We start from the raw sequence: 17,088 nt of genomic DNA, 5'->3' as shown, positions 1-17,088 counted from the left end.
GCCGCCCGGGGCTCCGTACACCACGGGATGTGAGGCCCCAGCGGGATGGCCAACGTGCGTGAGAACGCCGGGACGGTTCCGGTGACCGGTGCCGCGCTGCTGCGGGAGACAGTCCGCCACAGTGCCGTCGTCTGTGTGGTGCTGTGCCTGGTGAGCACGGCGACGGCGGCGGCGAGCCTGCTGCTGCCGGCCGCGCTCGGCAGGGCCCTCGACCTGCTCCTGGCCGATGCGGGAGATGGCCGGGCCGCCCGCTGGGTGCTGCTGTGCACCGCACTGGTGCTGCTGTCGGCGCTGCTCGACACGGTCGAAACCGTACTGGACGGCACCACGAACGCCCGCACCACCGCATGGCTGCGCGAACGGCTGACCGGCCATGTCCTGGCCGTAGGTCCGCGGGCTGGCCTGCGCTTCGGTCCGGGCGACCTGGTGGCACGACTCGTCGGCAACGCGGCTCAGGCCGGATCCGCGCCCGCCGCCGTGGCGGCCCTGACCGCGGCGGTCGCCCTTCCGGCCGGAGCACTGGTGGCCCTGGGCCTGATCGAACCCCGGCTCGCCGCCGTCCTGCTCGGCGGTGCGCCCCTCCTGATCCTTCTGCTGCGGGCCTTCGCCCGTGACTCCACGGGCTGCGCGGCCCGCTACCAGGAGGTACAGGGCCGTATCGCCGAGGCACTCGCGGAGGCCGTGGGCGGCGCGCGCACCATTGCCGCCGCCGGAACGGCCGACCGTGACACGGCTCGTGTCCTGCGACCGCTGCCCGAACTGTCCCGGCAGGGGCACGACATGTGGCGCATTCAGGGGCGGGCTGCCGCCCAAGCGGTCGCGATCGCACCGCTGCTGCAACTCGGAGTCGTCGCAGCGGGCGGCATTCTGCTCACCCGGAACGAGCTGACGGTCGGTGAGGTGGTTGCGGCCTCCCGCTATGCGGCCCTTGCCACGGGTGTCGGTGTACTCGTGGCCCCGCTGTCCGGGCTGGCACGGGCGCGGGCTTCGGCCGCCCGGCTCGGCGAGGTTCTCGCCGAACCCGCCCTCCGCTACGGTGACAGGCGTCTTCCGCCGGGAGCGGGCCGGCTGGAACTGCGCGGAGTAACCGCACGACGCGGCGGGCGCACCGTGCTGGACGGTGTCGACCTCGTCGTCCCAGGTGGCACCTCCGTGGCCGTGGTGGGCCGCTCGGGCGCCGGCAAGTCGCTGCTGGCGGCCGTGGCGGGCCGGCTGACCGACCCGGACGACGGCACGGTCCTGCTCGACGGGGTGCCCCTGACCGAGGTGACGGGTACCGATCTGCGGCGCGCCGTCGGGCACGCCTTCGAACGCCCCGCCCTGCTCGGCGAAACAGTCGCGGACACCATCGCCCTGGGCTCGGCCGGGCTCACCCGGGACCGGACCCGGCAAGCAGCGCGCGCCGCCCGCGCCGACGCCTTCATAGCCAGGCTTCCACAGGGGTACGACACACGGTGCGCCGACGCTCCGCTGTCCGGCGGGGAGGCCCAACGTCTCGGCCTCGCAAGGGCGTTCGCACACGAGGGACGGCTGCTCGTCGTGGACGACGCGCTCTCGAGTCTGGACACCGTCACCGAACGACAGGTCACGGACGCGCTGTTGGCGAGCACACCCGACCGCACCCGGCTCGTCGTCGCCCACCGGGCGGCCACGGCCGCCCGCGCCGACTCGGTCGTCTGGCTGGACGACGGCCGGATCCGGGCGACGGGGTCCCATGCCAGGCTGTGGGAGTCGGCCGAGTACCGACGGGTTTTCGAGCCGGACGGCCCGCCCGGGACGTCGGACGAGGGCGGCGCCCTATGACTCCGCCGACTCCGCCCGGCGTGTACCGGCGGGGGTTGCGGTTTCTGCGTGTCCGCCGAGGCGCGCTTGTGCGGCTGGCCGGCTGGTCCGTGCTGGAGACGGCGCAGACCTTCTGCACCGGGTATGCCCCGGCCCGTGCCCTCGACGACGGCTTTCTCGCCGGAGATCCGGGCGTCGGGCTGGCGTGGCTGGGGCTGGCGGCGCTGGCCGTGCTCGCGGGCGCGTTCGGCGCGGGGCGGGTGTACGGCGCCGTGGCTGCGCTGGCCGAGCCGTTGCGCGACAGCCTGGTGCGGCAGGTGGTGGGGAGGGGCGTGCGGGAGGGGGACCGCGGGGCGCTGTCCGGGCTCACACAACAGGTGGAACTGGCCCGGGACACCTTCGCCGGTCTGGTCATGGTCTCCCGGTCGTTCGTGTTCACCTCGGTGGGCGCGCTTGTCGGGCTGTGCTCGCTCGCGCCGCCGCTGCTGCTGGTCGTCGCGCCGCCGCTGCTGCTGGGCATCGGACTGTTCGTGGGCACGCTCCGTCCGCTGGCGCGTCGTCAGCGGTCCTTCTTCGTCGCGGACGAGGCGATCGCCGCCCACCTGGGGATGGTGGGCGGCGGACTGCGGGACGTCACCGCGGCGGGTGCGGAGCAGCAGGTGGGCGCCGACGCCGCGATGCGGGTCGACGGCGAGCTGCGCGCCGCCCTGGCACTCGCCCGCTGGGGGGCCGTCCGGGTCGCCGCGCTCGCCGTCGGCGGCCAGCTGCCGGTCGTACTGCTCCTGATCGCCGCTCCCTGGCTGCTGCACCACGGGATCGGCGTCGGCGCGCTGGTCGGTGCGCTCGCCTATCTCACCCAGTCCCTCCTACCGGCTCTGCAGAACCTCGTCCACGGCCTGGGAACCAGCGGCTCCCGTCTGGCCGTGGTCCTGGACCGTCTGGTCGGGGCAGGGTCGGCCCTCGAGGCCCGTTCCCGAGGGCCTGCGTCCCGGACCGGGCGGCCGACGGCTCCGTCCGGTACCCCACGCGCGTCCGCTCCACCTCTCCCGCCCGCGGGCCGGGCACCGAGTTCCCGACCCGCCGAAGGCGAGATCTGCGCCCCCGTGCCCCGCGTCGTCGCGGCCCGTCCGCACACACCTTCCCCCGCCCTGGTCATACGCTCGCTGTCGTTCTCCTACGGCGCCGCCCGGGAGGCGGTCGTCGACGGGCTCGACCTGTGCCTCTGGCCGGGCGAACACCTCACGGTCCTCGGCCCCAGCGGAATCGGCAAGTCCACGCTCACCGGGCTCATAGCGGGCCTTCTGGAGGCCGACCGCGGCACCATCGAGGTGTACGGGCAGCAGGTGCCCGGACCTCTCGCCGCCGCGCATCGTGTGGTGATCCCGCAGGAGGCCTACGTGTTCACGGGAACGCTGGCCGAGAACCTGGGCCACTTGCGGCCGGACCCCGTGCCGGAGCCGGAGTTGCTGGCCGCCGCGGACGCGGTGGGCCTCATGGAATTCCTGACCCGGCTGGGCGGCCCCGCCGCACAGATCGAGCCGTCCGCGCTGTCCGCGGGCGAACGCCAGATGATCGCCCTGACCAGGGCCTATCTGTCGAAGGCCCCGCTCGCTCTGCTCGACGAGGCGACCTGCCATCTGGACGCGGTGGCCGAGGAGCGGGTGGAGCGGGCCTTCGCGCAACGCCCGGGCGGGGCCCTCCTGGTGGTCGCGCACCGCACCGGTTCCGCCCGGCGATCGGACCGGGTGCTGGTGATGGACGGTCGGCAGACCCTCTGCGGGACCCACCAGGAACTGCTGCGCCGCTCCGCCCTCTACCGCGATCTGGTGGGCACGTCGTCACCCACGCCGGGACGTGCCCCGGCGTGGTCAGAGCCATCCCTCTCCCTGCGAGATACGAATGGCGTCGATGCGGTTGCGAGCCCCGGTCTTCCGCGTGATCGACGCCAGGTAGTTGCGTACGGTCCCATGAGACAGATGGAGGTTCCCGGCGATCTCCGCGACGGAGGCACCGGCAGCGGCGAGGGATAACACGCTCAGCTCCCGCAGCGTCAGGGGCATCTCGGCCGCACGCAGAAAGCCGAAACCGAGCGAGTCGTCGACGAACCTCTCCCCTTGCGCAACCCGTCTGATCCCCGCCACCAGCCGCTCCGGCGCACTCTCCTTGGCGACGTAACCGCGAGCCCCGGCCTCCGCCGCCCGCCGCAGCAGACCGGGCCGGTCCGCGTCGGCCAGTACGAGCAGCCGGGGCGTCGACGCACCGCGGCCGCCCCGGCCGTTGAGCGCCGCCAGGGAGGGTAAGCCACGGTCCATACAGTCGAGGTCGACGGCACACACGTCGGGCCGCGCGGAGCGCAGCCGACCCGGCGCGGTGCGCCATGTGGCCTCCACCACCGACAGATCAGGTTCCAGGCTCAACCACCGTGCCAGCACCGCTCCCACCAGATACGTATCGTGCACGAGAAGCACCTTGATCACGTCTGCCCTTTCATCCGGCCGATCGTTTCTGCTTACCTCGTGTCCCGTGGGAGCGCGTGCCCCTTCTCAGCTCTCTCACGTCTCCGCCTCTCAGCCCTTCTCACAGGTCCATGGCGGCGACGTCCGGAAGGAGTTTCGGCGCCGGGCGCGCGCCGAGGGGTGCGCGCCGGCGTGCGCCCGGCGCAGCGTCCGCCTCCCCGGTTGGAGCGGCCGCGCGTGACGGTGGGCCGGGACACCGGCTCAAAGCCGGGCCTGTGGCGGATGAGGGCCCCGGCACGGTGGGCGGTCGCGTGGACGGCCTGCTACGAGGCGTAGATCCGGGCCAGGATTTCGCGCCGTGCCAGTTGGTCCGCTCCCGGATACACGATCACCACCGGAATCCCACTGGGGTCGCGGCCTTCCAGCATGGCGAATCCACCGGCCGTCCGGTCGGTCGCGGATACGTAGGACGACCAGCGCCTGAGCACGCCCTCGCACCGTCGGAGATCGTCGAAGCCGTCGGCCACCCAGACCACGTACTGCACCCCGACGGAGCCGACGAAATGCTCGGCGTTGGCGCCGACACCCCGCAAGTAGAGTTGGACGTCGTCCGTCCCGACGAGGAGGGCTGCTGTGGTCGCACGAACCGTGACGTTCATCAAGAGCAACTCACGGTAGAAGTCGATGGAGCGCTCGAGGTCGCGAACGAACAACACCACCGATCCGAACACTGGTCCTCGGGGGGTCCTCGGGGGTTCAGCCGGTCGCCCTGCCTCATCGCCAGGCGTCTTCGCTTGGTCGTTCTCCACCGAGGCTTCCGCTCCTTCGTGCCACCCTCCGCTCGTCGGGGGTGCATCAAAACCGGGGGCGGCTCGAGCTGGGTCACCGGAACGTAGTCGGCTTGCGCGGCGATCAGGCCGCAACGGTGCAGCGGCCGCTGACCGTCACGACGGTATGGCATCCGCGGCGCGTGCTGTGCGCAGGCCCGTCGGCGTGTCGCCAACTACAGGCCGGATTCTTCGGCGGCCGGGACGCAGGACCGGCCGGCGCGGTGCGTTGCCGTGACGGAAGTCGCCGGGCTCGGCTCGACTGCCACCGCGACATGCTCCGCGCCCCCGGGGTACTCGGTGACCGCGCACGCTCTTTCCCCCACCACCCACCGGATCGGCAGGGCCGCCGACACGGCACACGGCGGCACCCTGCGCACGGGCGACCACCACCGTGGATCGGTCGCACGCAGGGGGACACTTCGGCAACCGCTTCGGTGCCGCAAGGTTCCGGACCTTGGTGAAGGCCATCGGATCGTGACTGATGAGGGGAGCCGCGCGTTCGTCAGGCTGTCACGAATCGATCGAGGGCCGCGGTCAGTTCCGCCGGCTTCTCCACCGGCAGTTCATGGCCGGCGTCGACGATACGGACCACCGCGTCCGGGTAGGCCTTCGCCATCCGCAGCATCTGCTTCACGGGCAGTTGGACGTCGTGGTAGCCGTGCACCAGCAGCGTGGGCACGCGGATCTCGCCCACACGGTCAAGGACGTCGAAGTCCCGCATGGCGGCGTAACACGTCATGACGACCTCGCGCGGTGTCGCCGAAGAGGCCCGGATGTGCTCCCGGACTTCCTCACGGGGATACCCGGGGGCGAAGGCACGCTGGATGTTGGCGGCGACGAACAACTTGAAGGGAACAAGCGTGGACACCGTCATCAGCAGGCCCCTGCCCCGGCTGTAGGTCATCCGGCTGATCGAATTGACCAACACCAGGCGCTCGACACGCTCGGGGTGCCCCAGGGCGATGGTCTGGGCGATCATCCCGCCCATGGAGTGGCCGATCAGGACGAAACGATCGACCTTCAGATGGTCGAGGAGGGTCAGGACGTCCCGGGCCAGTTCCCCGATCGTCCGCGACCCCGAGCCACCGCTCTCCCCGTGTCCGCGCAGATCGAGCCGTATCACCCGGCGCTCGACGGAGAAGTGCTCCACTTGGTGGTCCCAGCGGTGCCGGTCGGCCGTCCAGCCGTGGACGAACACCAGGGGTGTGCCGTCGCCGTCGCGGGGCCCCTCGTCGTCGTACGTCAGTGCCGCGCCGTCGACTTCGAGCTGTGGCATGGGATGCCTCCTGGAGTTCGGTCCGATTACTGGCGAGTACGGTAGTCGGCCCCGAGACAGCCTCTCCAGCATTTCGTCGACCGACCACTGGTCGTAGGCATGCTCGCAGTGGTTGGCCGCGACGACCCGGCCGTCGCCGTATGGAGGCCGCTCGAACCGCTCGCGCCGGCCGGCGGGACAACGGCGCTCGCCCGGTCCCTGGCGACCCGCCTTCACCCGCGCAACAACTGCCTCGGCGGCGAGCCTGGGAGGCGGCGCTCACCGCGACTCTGATTCTCAGGTTGAGGAAAAGACATCACTCAAGAGGAACAACAGGCTCCACCCATCCGTACCATCTCCACACCGGACTGCTCGCAGCAGTGACCGCCATCACCCTTCGGGCACCAGCCCGGGAACGTGTGTTCGCTTGGTTCCACAATCTGCGCAACAGCCCGCACACCGGTCGGGAAAACCGGAAGAAAGGAAAACTCATGTCCCAGAACACCAACGCCAACACCGAACTGACATCTCAGTACGCCGCCCAGGTGACAAGCGACCTCGAACGCAACGCCAAGGAACAGGTGCGCATCAGCGCGGACATCGCCGCCCTTCAGGAGCAACTGTCCGCCCTGCAGCATGACCACACCGTGCTGGTGAACGTGCAACAGGCACTGGGCCTCCCACCCACGCCGGTACTGCCCGCAGCCACGTCGGAGAGCGCCACTGTGCCCACTCCCCGAAGGAAGAACTCTGCCGAGCCCGTCGGCAAGCGAACGCGAGCGAAGGAATCCGCCGGTACTCAGAGCCGTACGGCAGGCAAGAGGTCGACCCCCAAGAAGCCGGCCGACAAGACAGCAGCCGCGAAGGCGGCCCGGCCCACGTTGGTCGAACTCGTCCGCAGCCACCTCACCGAACAGAGCGAACCACGCTCCGCGGCGGACGTCGCCACCACGCTCGGCCAGGCTCATCCCGACCGCGGCATCAAGATCACTGTCGTACGCAACACCCTCGAAGGACTCGTGGCCAAGAACCAGGCACAGCGCACCAAGCAGGGCGCCTCCGTCCACTACACCGCCTCCGACGCTGCGGAGCGGACGGCCACAACGGCCCAGGACGAGGCGCCCGGGGAAGCTGAGTAGGACCTTTGGCTGCACACTTGCCGAACTCGCCCGCCGTCCGTACGAGGCGGGCGCCGGCATTGGTACGCGGCTGTGGCTCGAGGGGGTCCCTCGCATGAGAGCGGAGTGGAACGTGACACGGACACTGGTCATCGGTGGCGGGATCGCCGGTTCGGCGGCCGCGCTGGCCCTGCACAAGGCCGGGTTCGAGGTAGCCGTGCATGAGGCGCACCCGGACACGGCCGAGGACATCGGGGCCTTCCTCACCCTGGCGAGCAACGGCATGCGTGCCCTGGCGCAGCTCGACGCCTCCGACGCGGTCACCGCGATCGGCTTTCCGCTGCGCTCGATGCGTCTTCTGGACGACCGGGGCGGCGAGTTGGCCCACGCGCCCCTGGGCGAGGCCGACAACGCCCTCCTGCAGTACCGGTGCCTGCGCCGCGGCGAGTTGAACGCCGCTCTGCAGGCCGAGGTCAGGCGGCGGGGCATAGGTCTTTCGCACGGGGCCCGGCTCGTCTCCGTCGAGAACGGCAGGGACCGGGTCACCGCCCGCTTCGCCGACGGCAGTGCCGCGACCGGTGACCTGCTCATCGGTGCCGACGGTCTGCACTCGACCGTCCGGCGGCTGATCGCCCCCGGCTTGCAGCCTGTCCACGCGGGGCAGCGCGTCTTCTACGGGTACACCCGCAACGGTCCTGCAGCGGAGGAGACCGGGCACATCACCATGGTTCGAGGCAGCACGGCCGCCTTCGGCTACGCGGTCTCGCCGGCGAGGGAGACGTACTGGTTCGCCCGGGTGGCCGGTGAAGCCCTGCTCGCCGACGAACTCACGCACCGCACTCCCTCCCCATGGCGTCGGCAACTGGTCGAGGTGCTGAGCAAGGACGCCACCCCTGCCGCGGACATCGTCGCGGCTTCCTCCGACGGCATCATGGTGACGAACGCCACCGAGATACCGCTCGGGACGCCGTGGTGCTGCGGGCGGACGGTGATCATCGGCGATGCCGCGCACGCGGCCTCTCCGGCGACGGGCCAAGGGGCCTCGATGGCGCTGGAGGACGCCGTCGTCCTCGCCAAGTCCCTTCGGGATGCGCCCGACCTGGCGAGCGCGTTCTCCGTCTACGAAGCGTGCCGCCGCCCGCGGGTGGAGCACAACGTCACCGTCAGCGGACAGATCTCCCGGGGCACCCACACCCCGTCCCCTACCGGCCGCGGAACGCCCGCTCCCCGCCCCGGCGACGACACACTGATTCCGCAGCTCGAGTGGGACATCGACATACGCACCGTCTCCAACGGCACCGGGTGAGCGGACCCTCGAGGCCCGTAGGGTTCCTGCATGACCGATGAGCGGGAGCTTGCTGTGCAAGCGGCCATTGAAGGAGAGCTGCGGCTGCTCGATCCTGAGGTGCGTGCTTCTCCGGCCGTCGTCTCGGAGCTTCTGGATCCGGAATTCACCGAGTTCGGAGCGTCGGGACGCCGGTGGGACGCGGAGTCGGTGCTCACCGTCACGAGCGCCGGAACGGTGTCACCCAGGTCTCCGGTGAAGGTCAGCGGGATGTCGGGGGTCGTTCTGGCTCCCGGAGTCGTTCATCTGACATATCTTGCCGACAACCAGGGGCGCAGGGCCTGGCGGAGCTCCTTGTGGCGGCTGACGGAGCAGGGCTGGCGCATGTACTTCCACCAGGCGACTTTGACCGATTGAACGGAGCAGAGGTCACGAGGCGGCTTCGAGGCCGCCCGTGATCAGGGCGGTGACGGCGGCAAGGCCACCGTCGGCCAGAGCGTGGCGCTGCCGGTCCGCGCCGGTGCCTGCCTGAACCAGCCGCTGTACGAGCGAGGTCACCTTTCGAGTGTCACCGGCCTCCTCCAGTGCGGGACGCACGCGGTCCACAAGCTGGTGCACCGCGTCGTCCGCGCGGCAACGCCTGCCGCCGGGGCCGATCAGATCTCCGCTCAGGCCATAGCGCGCAGCCTGCCACATGGCTGCCTTCATCAGCTCCGGAACGGGCTCCGGCGCCCGGCTGCCCGAGCCGGCCTCGGAAAGCTCAGTAGCCACCAGGGCGCGCACCAAGCCGGCGAACATCACCGCGTCGTCCGTGCGCAATTGGACATCCAGGCAACGGACTTCCACGGTGGGATAGTTCTCGGACAGCCGCGCCTGCCAGTACAACTGGCCGGTGTCGCTGATCACTCCCATCGACAGCAGCCGGCGCGCACGCACGCTGTAGTCCGTCTCGTCGGCGAAGCGCGGGGGCAGGCCGCTCACCGGCCAGCGGTCGAAGATGAGGGTGCGCCAGCTGGCGAAGCCGGTGTCGTGCCCCTCCCACAGCGGGGAGTTCGCTCCCATGGCGGTCAGCGTGGGCAACCACGTCCGGATCCCGTTCAGTACCTGAACGCCCATGTGGCGAGTGGGGACGGAGACGTGCACGTGCATGCCGTTGACCATCTGCTCGGCCACCAACTGGGGGGCCTGGCGCTGCATGGCCTGGTAGCGCGTCTTGTCGGTGACCGGGACAGGCAGGTCCTGCGCCAGTGGTGGCGTGCCACTGACCATGGCCCGGCATCCGTGTGCCTTGGCCGCTACGGCCACGGCGTGGCGCAGACGGAGCAGGTGCCCCTCGACCTCCTCCAGTGTGGTGCACACCGGGGTGGCCACCTCGATCTGAGCCTGGAGCAGTTCCGGCTGGACCTCCCCGGCGGAGACGAACGGCTCCAGCCCGGCTGCGGCCCGTACCTTCTCCCCCCGTGCTGCCAGACGGCCCGAGGCTGGATCGATCAGCAAGTACTCTTCTTCGACACCGACCGTCGCCATCAGCGATTCATCCGTTCCGCCGCGCCCGGCACCGCCCCGTCTGCCTCCAGCGTGCTCCTGGCAAGTTCCGCCATCGGAACGATTCAAACCTGCCGCGCGACCCGTGCCGGTCTCCGGGTACTTCGCCTCACCGAGGGCCCGTACGCGGCTGGCTGCCGAAGGGGCGCACGTACATGCCGAGAATCTGCCCGCCGTCACCGTGCACGACGATCACGCCGAGCGTGACACGTCCGCGCTGCACAGTGTCCGCCGGGATCAGATGCGGTTCGAGTGGGGCACCCGCGACGAGGGCTGCTGACGCAGCGACCGCCGCCCAAGTGTCCAAGCTGCCGACCGCGTCTTCCGGGTACTTCCCGCGCCGACTGCCCTCTTCGGCTCGTCGCCGCCACCCGGTCAGGGGCAGGTCGACTCCGGGCAGGAGCGGTCCCGCACCAGTTCGACTGCCAGCAGACAGAGCCATACGGCCACGGTCACCAGGTGGATCCGCTGGGCAACACCCTGCCCGCCCGGCCGACCGACATAGGGGCCGACGGAGGAGATGGCCGCGGCCATGGACGCCGGGAGCAGCCACCGGGCGCAGCGCCCGGCGAGCCGTGGTCCTGCAGGAACCGAGCCGAGGACGACGATGAAGGACGCCATTGAGGCGAACAGAGCGAAGTGGACCAGGCCGCTGGTCAGCGTGTGCCAGATGTTGTCGACGGGACAGCCCGGCTCGAGCGAGGGCGCGCAGTGCATCGGCAGCGCGACGTCGGCCACCGAAAACAACCCGAACGCCACCATCGCGCCCCACCCGGCGACGGCCCAGCCTCTCGGCGCCACGGATGCGCCCAGGAGGGCGCCGAACATCACCAGCAGCGCGGTGGCGACTTCGATGCCGCCGAACACCACCCGGTAGGGCTGATCGGCGGCGAAGACCTCACTGACGTAGGAATTGCGCTGGTCCAGCCCGGTGGGCACCAAGAACTGCAGCAGCCAGTCGTTATAGGTCACGCCCGCCACGGCGAGCAGCACCGCCGCCACACGAGTGACGCGGCCTTGCCGGACACCGAGCGCATACGTGCGCATGCCGCTCCTGCCCTCCGTCATCGGCCCCGCACCACGACGACACGTCCGCGAGGCCTCAGCTGTCCCTCCACCACGCCCCTTTCACTGATCCCTCTGCAGACCACTCGGCACAACCAGACGACTGCTCTGCAGTCCTACCCGAACCGCCCAACAGGCATCGCCGAAGGACAAAGGTGGACCAAGACGAGTCGTTCTGGGTATGCGTCAGGAACACGATGTCCCGGAAGGGATCGACGCGCCCGGGCTCGACCACCGTTCGGTTGGCGAAGGGCTACCGGCCGACACGCAATTCGGGCCGTGGGCCCGCCCGTCCGAAACGGCCCTGCGTCCTTCGGCTGCCGGACGCTCGGACTCGGCGCTGTCACCGACCGGACACTTCGTCAGATCTCGAGCGCTCGCTCCCTCCGCCGCCGGCTCCTCGTCCCTGTCCCATACGCCATGGACATGTCATATTGAAAGGAGTCTTTCCCCCCACGAAAGGTCACCTCCATGGCACACAGACGCCTGGCGGGCCTGACCGCCGGTGCCCTCATCGTCGCCGCGGCCCTGCTGCCGCAGGCAGCCCAGGCCCGGGCCCACGCGGACACCACCGCGGACCGCACGGACACCACCCGTACCGCGGACAGCGGCAGACAGCGGACGATCATCATCTACCGCGTGCCGACGCGCCACCCGCGCCGCGACGCGGAACGGCTCGCCGACGCGGGATACGACCTGCTGGAACGACGCCAGGGCGACAACCTGTTCGTCTCCGGCGACACGGCGACCGGCGCCGCACTGCGGCAACTCGGCTTCACCCCGGCGATTTCCACCACCCTGACCGAGGCGCTCCCCTCCCGCGCCGCCGCGCCGCACGCCTCCCCCGTGGGCGACACCTACGACGGCGGCTACCACACCGTCACCGCCCAGTACACGCACATGGACCAAGTCGCCACCCAGCATCCGGATCTGGCAAAGGTGGTGACGTACGGTCAGTCATGGCTCAAGCAGCACGGGCAGGGCGGCCGGGACCTCAAAGCGATCTGCATCACCAGGCTTCAGCCGAACGACTGCGCGCTCAGCCCGGGCTCGGCGAAGCCGCGATTCTTCCTGATGAGCCAGATCCACGCCCGCGAGCTGACCACCGGTGAGATGTCCTGGCGTTGGATCGATGCGCTGACCAACGGCTACGGCAAGGACTCGGCGATCACCAAACTGATGGACAGCACCGAGCTGTGGGTGGTACCGGACGCCAACCCCGACGGCGTGGACATCGTCGCCCAGGGCGGCAACAACCCGGTTTTGCAGCGCAAGAACGCCGACAACTCGCACGGCACCAGGTGCGGCGTGAGCGCCTACAGTCAGATCGGCGTCGACCTCAACCGCAACACCGACACCCACTGGGCCACCGCCGGCACTTCAGACGCACCTTGCGACCAGACGTACGGTGGTCCGGCTGCCGACTCCGAGGCGGAGAACACGGCTCTGGAGACGCTCTTCCGCGAGTTGTTCCCCGCGGTGCGCACCGGCACCGGCGACAACGACCCTGCGCCGTCCGGCGCGAAGGGCATGATGATCACCCTGCACAGCGACGCAAGCATGGTGCTCTTCCCCTGGGAGTACGACGCCTCCGTGCACACCGGCAACGACGCCGCCCTGCGTGCCCTCGCCGCCCACATGGCCTCGCTCACCGGCTACCAGTACGGCCAGGCCGGCGAGATCCTCTACAACGCCTCCGGCGGCACCGACGACTGGACGTACGACAAGCTCGGTCTCGCCAGCTTCACCATCGAGATCGGCGACAGCGACGGCGTGGGCTGCGACGGCTTCACGCCTCCGTACTCCTGCCAGGACAGCTACTTCTGGCCGAAGATCGAGCCCGCCCTCCTGTACGCAGCCCAACACGCCGCCGCTCCCTACCGCACCGCCTCCACCTCGCGGCACTGACGTCTTCCGGTCCTGCGGCGGCTTGCAAGGAGTCCGCCGCAGGACCGCCTGCCGTTCGAACGGCGCGGGAGGCTGACGGACCGTGGCTTCGGGTGATCCGGGCTGCCGACGAAATGCGTCTCGTGAAGGGCCGACGAGCCGGTCGCCCGCCCCGACGGGCCGGCTCAGATGGTGATCACGAGCTTGCCGCGAGTACGCCCGTCCAGCAGATGGCGGACGGCTGCGGCGACCTCGCTGAGCGGGTAGGTCCGGTCGATGACGGGCGTGACCTTACCGGACTCGATGATTTCGCGGATGGCCACCAGGTCTGCGGCGTTCTCCGACGCGATGAAGGTGCCGAGCTTCTGACCGACGAACGGAGACAGAAGGTGAGCCCGGAGCTGACGGTCGATGCCGCCGAGCCACCGCCCGTCGGTCTCGCCTCCGACGATGACGAGCCGTCCCTTCGGGGTGAGAGCTCGCCGCAGATGTGACAGACGACGGTTGCCTCCGATGTCGAGGATGACGTCGTAGCGGTCCCGGCCGTCGGCGAAGTCCTCTCGCACATAGTCGATGCACCGCTCCGCGCCGATCGCACGGACCATGTCGGCCTTCGAGGCACTGCACACCGCCGTCACTTCGGCCCCGTACGCCTTGGCGATCTGCACGGCGAAGGTCCCCACACCCCCCGAAGCGCCAACGATCAACACGCTCTGTCCGGCCCGGACCCGTCCCTGGTCGCGAACCGCCTGCAGCGCGGTGAGCCCCGAGACAGGGACGGCGGCCGCCTGCCCGAAGGACAGGTTCGCCGGCTTGAGCGAGAGCTTGCCGGGCCGGACGCACGCATACTCGGCGAACGCGCCGCCGCCGATGCCGAACACCTCGTCACCCGGATCGACGCCGGTCACATCGGCGCCGACGGCCTCGACCGTTCCCGCGAGGCTCCGGCCCGGGTTGGAGATCTTGGGCCTGCGCAGACCGAACCCTGCCGTCCGGACGGGATAGGGCAGCCCGGCCATCGCATGCCAGGTGCCCCGGTCCACGCTCGCCGCATGCACCCTCACCAGGACCTCGTCCGGCCCCATCGCGGGCGTGACGGTCTCCGCGAGCCGGAGGACCTCCTCGGGCGCCGCCCCGTACCGGTCCTGGACGATCGACTTCATGGTCTTCCCCCTGGCTGCCACATCGCCCACAGCATCCGGCTGTGCCGGGTTGCCGGCTTCTTGCGTTGCATCACGACCTGCTTGCTGTGCATCACGACGCTCCTGGTCAGGTCCTTACGACGGGAGGAGGCTCCTTACACCGTAAGGAGTAGTCCTTACGGCGTAAGGGTCGTCCTTACGACGTAAGGTTGTCAAGGTCGACGACGAGAGGATTCGGATGACACCGCGGACCGCGCGCGATCGAGCGCCCCGCACCCCACTCAGCCGCCAAAAGGTGCTGCACGCCGCGGTCGCTCTGGCCGACGGGAGCGGACTCGAGGCGCTCAGCATGCGCAAGCTCGGCGAGGCGGTCGGGGTCGAGGCGATGTCGCTCTACACGCACGTGGCCAACAAGGAAGATCTCCTCGACGGCATGATCGACCTGGTGTTCAGCGAGATCGATCTGCCGTCCCTCGAGGACGACTGGAAGACGGCGATGCGTCAGCGGGCGGTCTCGGCCCGCCGTGCCCTGTCCCGCCACCGCTGGGCGATCGGCCTGATGGAATCACGCGCGTCACCCGGTCCGGCGACGCTGCGGCATCACGACACCGTCCTCGGATGCCTTCGCGGAGCCGGATTCTCCGTTGCCCTGACCGCGCACGCGTACTCGGCCCTCGACAGCTACGTCTATGGGTTCGCCCTTCAGGAGCGCAGTCTGCCGTTCGAGGGGCACAACGAGACCGCGGAGCTGGCGCAAGCCATCCTGAAACGGGCCCCGGCCGACCAGTACCCGCACTTGGCCGAGCTGACGACCGAGCACGTACTCCGCCCCGGCTACGACTACGGCGACGAGTTCGAATTCGGGCTCGACCTGATCCTCGACGGTCTCGAGAGGGTCAGAGGCGGGGCCTGACGCAGACGGGACGAGTGGGGCCCGGCTGCAGCCGGGCCCCACTGGAGAACTGACGGTACGCCACTACCAGCGGTACCAGCGCCCCCTTCGGCCGCCGCTTCCGGCCGGCCGGACGACAAAGCCCAGCAGCCACAACACGAGCACAATGACGGCGATCCACCACAGCGCCTTCAGCGCAAAACCCGCGCCGAAAAGGATCAGGGCCAGCAGAAGGACGACAAGCAAAGGAACCATTTTCACAACCTCCAATGGGCCGAGTGCCCGCTCGACGAACGGACAAGCATCCGGGGCTTACGGTTTCTTCACCGCTGCCGGGAGAATTCGCGAAAAGCTACGCTTCCACCAGTTGTCCCCTCTTCATTCGCTCGGTCAGCGCTGGAGGACGAGGTTCGCCTCCGGCCCTGCGATCGACGCAGGAAGAGTCAGATCCGGCCGCCGGTGAGCCTGGTTATGGGACCGTACGTACGCTGTCCCGAGCGTCGGCCCACCGCATACGACGCGGCGCTCAACGCAGTCAGACCGGCACCGACACCGGCGGCGACGAGCTTCCGCTGGGCGATCACCGTCCAAGCCGTCCTGGCCGTGGCCGCGACGTGACCGGCGCTCGCGACGATCGCCTGACGGCCCGCTTCCACGCTGCCGGCCGCCGTGCGCACGGTCCGGACTGCCGCCTCGGCCGAGCGCTCTGCTCCTGCCTTGGCCGCTGACGCCGCTTCATCCGTCGTCGCCACGGCGTTCTTCGCGGCCCGCGAAGCCGGAGCGGTCGCCTTGTCCGCGGCCCGCCGGGCCTTGGATGCGGCCGTCGGCTTGGCATCGGGCTGGTGATTCATTCCGCTGTTCGATTCACTCATGGACATCGCGTTGCCCGTCACTCCGACGGCAAACACATCCGGACACCCAACCTGCATGGGCCGTCGGTGGGCTCTCGCGCCCCGATCGGCTCACTGCACGACGACGGCCATGTTCCCGTAGGTGGCGTAAGCGGCGGTGAACACACTCAGGGGGATGGAGACTCTGCCCCGGGCCGGGTCGTTGACCGTCACGGTGTTGCCGGAAATCCCGGTGACGACGACGGTGTGTTCTGCAGGCCCGGCGTATGGAATGCGAGCTCCGTCATAGGCCGTGTAGGTCGTGGTTGCCGCGCGGCGCCAGAGATAGTCGATCCAGACGATCGCGGGGTGCCCCTGGGCAACCTGGGACTGTAGTTGGCTGATGGAGACGCCCTGTCCCGCTTCGAGCACGTTCAATCCCAGGGATTGGGCCGCAGCAGCCACCGGCGGGGAGTAGACGCCGAATCCGGAACCGGCTTTCTCCGAACCGTTTGGATCCCCCACAAAGGCGCGGAACGGGTTCCCGGACAACGCTCCGGAGCGCCCGAATTGATAGTGACTCCTGTCCACCCCGATCTGATCCAGAATCGCCTGGTCTCCGATTTGGATGCCTCGCGCGGCAAGGACCATCCGGAGGGCCGCCGCTTCGCAGTCATTGCGCAACTGCATGCCGTACAGCGGTACTTCGGTCGATGACGTGGATGGCATGGCCGAGCGCGATGGGCTCGTCGGCGTCGACGGCGGTCGGCTGGTGTGCTCCTGCGGGGGCGTGGGGGCCGGTGTCACCGCCAGAGCTGACGTTCCCGACGCGAGGACCAGGGTGCTTGCGGCCATGCCGCTGACCAGCGATTGCACGATTCGTTGTGCCCGGCGTATTCGCGGTCTCCGTTTCTGCGACGGCTTCGCTCGCATGCTCAACCTCCTCGGGTCGACCACGATCGGTCACTTATGGTGACTTTATGTGATCAAGCGTGAGGAGG

General features: G+C 69.7%; 16 protein-coding genes and 1 pseudogene. 8 read left to right on the top strand and 9 right to left on the bottom strand.

All coding sequences use genetic code 11. The features are described from left to right. The first annotated feature begins 45 nt into the window (after positions 1 to 45). Together AAW14_RS04710 and AAW14_RS04705 are read left to right on the top strand one after the other, a co-directional pair. Positions 46 to 1,803, top strand: a complete 1,758-nt coding sequence (locus AAW14_RS04710) for an ATP-binding cassette domain-containing protein (protein WP_416223255.1) — start codon at positions 46 to 48, stop codon at positions 1,801 to 1,803. After that, positions 1,800 to 3,812: an ABC transporter ATP-binding protein gene (locus tag AAW14_RS04705; protein WP_322741009.1), complete on the top strand. Its 2,013-nt coding sequence runs from the start codon at positions 1,800 to 1,802 to the stop codon at positions 3,810 to 3,812. The genes AAW14_RS04710 and AAW14_RS04705 overlap by 4 nt, the downstream gene beginning before the upstream one ends. On the opposite strand, the pseudogene AAW14_RS39420 reads toward AAW14_RS04705, so the two are convergent. The 3 genes and pseudogenes from AAW14_RS39420 to AAW14_RS04690 all read right to left on the bottom strand — a co-directional run. Next, a pseudogene (locus tag AAW14_RS39420) lies at positions 3,735 to 4,094 on the bottom strand (LuxR C-terminal-related transcriptional regulator); the annotation flags it as partial. The gene AAW14_RS04705 and the pseudogene AAW14_RS39420 overlap by 78 nt on opposite strands. A gap of 467 nt (positions 4,095 to 4,561) precedes the next feature. Next, entirely contained in the window at positions 4,562 to 4,957 is a 396-nt protein-coding gene (locus AAW14_RS04695) for a VOC family protein (RefSeq protein WP_265560196.1), read from the bottom strand. Between the two features lie 613 nt (positions 4,958 to 5,570). Continuing rightward, positions 5,571 to 6,344, bottom strand: coding sequence for an alpha/beta fold hydrolase (locus AAW14_RS04690; RefSeq protein ID WP_265560195.1), 774 nt, complete (start codon positions 6,342 to 6,344; stop codon positions 5,571 to 5,573). 470 nt (positions 6,345 to 6,814) lie between these two features. Between AAW14_RS04690 and AAW14_RS04685 the strand changes: the two genes are divergently transcribed. From AAW14_RS04685 to AAW14_RS04675, 3 genes are all read left to right on the top strand, one after another. Further along, positions 6,815 to 7,462 (top strand): hypothetical protein, encoded by a 648-nt coding sequence (locus AAW14_RS04685; protein ID WP_265560194.1) that lies wholly within the window; start codon positions 6,815 to 6,817, stop codon positions 7,460 to 7,462. Positions 7,463 to 7,574: 112 nt separating this feature from the next. Then, positions 7,575 to 8,747 (top strand): FAD-dependent monooxygenase, encoded by a 1,173-nt coding sequence (locus AAW14_RS04680; RefSeq protein WP_265560191.1) that lies wholly within the window; start codon positions 7,575 to 7,577, stop codon positions 8,745 to 8,747. Positions 8,748 to 8,777: 30 nt separating this feature from the next. Beyond that, complete coding sequence (locus AAW14_RS04675) at positions 8,778 to 9,143, top strand: nuclear transport factor 2 family protein (protein WP_265560189.1); 366 nt, start codon at positions 8,778 to 8,780, stop codon at positions 9,141 to 9,143. A 12-nt stretch (positions 9,144 to 9,155) separates the two neighbouring features. Here the strand turns inward: AAW14_RS04675 and AAW14_RS04670 are convergent, their stop codons facing one another. Then, positions 9,156 to 10,253: a carboxylate-amine ligase gene (locus AAW14_RS04670; protein ID WP_265560187.1), complete on the bottom strand. Its 1,098-nt coding sequence runs from the start codon at positions 10,251 to 10,253 to the stop codon at positions 9,156 to 9,158. 103 nt (positions 10,254 to 10,356) lie between these two features. Here AAW14_RS04670 and AAW14_RS39415 point away from each other — a divergent pair, with 103 nt between their 5' ends. Further along, positions 10,357 to 10,551, top strand: coding sequence for a hypothetical protein (locus AAW14_RS39415; protein WP_322741008.1), 195 nt, complete (start codon positions 10,357 to 10,359; stop codon positions 10,549 to 10,551). Positions 10,552 to 10,646: 95 nt separating this feature from the next. On the opposite strand, the gene AAW14_RS04660 is transcribed toward AAW14_RS39415, so the two are convergent. Further along, positions 10,647 to 11,318, bottom strand: coding sequence for a DUF998 domain-containing protein (locus AAW14_RS04660; protein ID WP_265560185.1), 672 nt, complete (start codon positions 11,316 to 11,318; stop codon positions 10,647 to 10,649). Between the two features lie 489 nt (positions 11,319 to 11,807). On the opposite strand from AAW14_RS04660, the gene AAW14_RS04655 reads away from it, so the two are divergent. Beyond that, entirely contained in the window at positions 11,808 to 13,244 is a 1,437-nt protein-coding gene (locus tag AAW14_RS04655; RefSeq protein ID WP_265560183.1) for a M14 family zinc carboxypeptidase, read from the top strand. A gap of 164 nt (positions 13,245 to 13,408) precedes the next feature. Here the strand turns inward: AAW14_RS04655 and AAW14_RS04650 are convergent, their stop codons facing one another. After that, on the bottom strand, positions 13,409 to 14,386 hold the full coding sequence (locus AAW14_RS04650) for an NAD(P)-dependent alcohol dehydrogenase (RefSeq protein ID WP_265560181.1): 978 nt from the start codon (positions 14,384 to 14,386) through the stop codon (positions 13,409 to 13,411). Between the two features lie 217 nt (positions 14,387 to 14,603). On the opposite strand from AAW14_RS04650, the gene AAW14_RS04645 reads away from it, so the two are divergent. Then, positions 14,604 to 15,278, top strand: a complete 675-nt coding sequence (locus AAW14_RS04645; protein ID WP_265560179.1) for a TetR/AcrR family transcriptional regulator — start codon at positions 14,604 to 14,606, stop codon at positions 15,276 to 15,278. A 63-nt stretch (positions 15,279 to 15,341) separates the two neighbouring features. On the opposite strand, the gene AAW14_RS04640 is transcribed toward AAW14_RS04645, so the two are convergent. The 3 genes from AAW14_RS04640 to AAW14_RS04630 all read right to left on the bottom strand — a co-directional run bounded on the left by AAW14_RS04640 (position 15,342) and on the right by AAW14_RS04630 (position 17,020). Further along, a complete protein-coding gene (locus AAW14_RS04640) occupies positions 15,342 to 15,512 on the bottom strand; it encodes a DUF5670 family protein (protein ID WP_265560177.1) in 171 nt (56 codons plus the stop codon). A 188-nt stretch (positions 15,513 to 15,700) separates the two neighbouring features. After that, on the bottom strand, positions 15,701 to 16,135 hold the full coding sequence (locus AAW14_RS04635; protein ID WP_265560175.1) for a hypothetical protein: 435 nt from the start codon (positions 16,133 to 16,135) through the stop codon (positions 15,701 to 15,703). An 84-nt stretch (positions 16,136 to 16,219) separates the two neighbouring features. Further along, positions 16,220 to 17,020, bottom strand: a complete 801-nt coding sequence (locus AAW14_RS04630) for a C39 family peptidase (protein ID WP_265560173.1) — start codon at positions 17,018 to 17,020, stop codon at positions 16,220 to 16,222. Positions 17,021 to 17,088: the final 68 nt, after the last annotated feature.

It is taken from the genome of Streptomyces hygroscopicus, assembly GCF_026168105.1.
Lineage (GTDB): Bacteria > Actinomycetota > Actinomycetes > Streptomycetales > Streptomycetaceae > Streptomyces > Streptomyces hygroscopicus_D.
The sequence above is the reverse complement of the archived record's forward strand: the minus strand, read 5'-3'. Positions and strand labels throughout refer to the sequence as shown.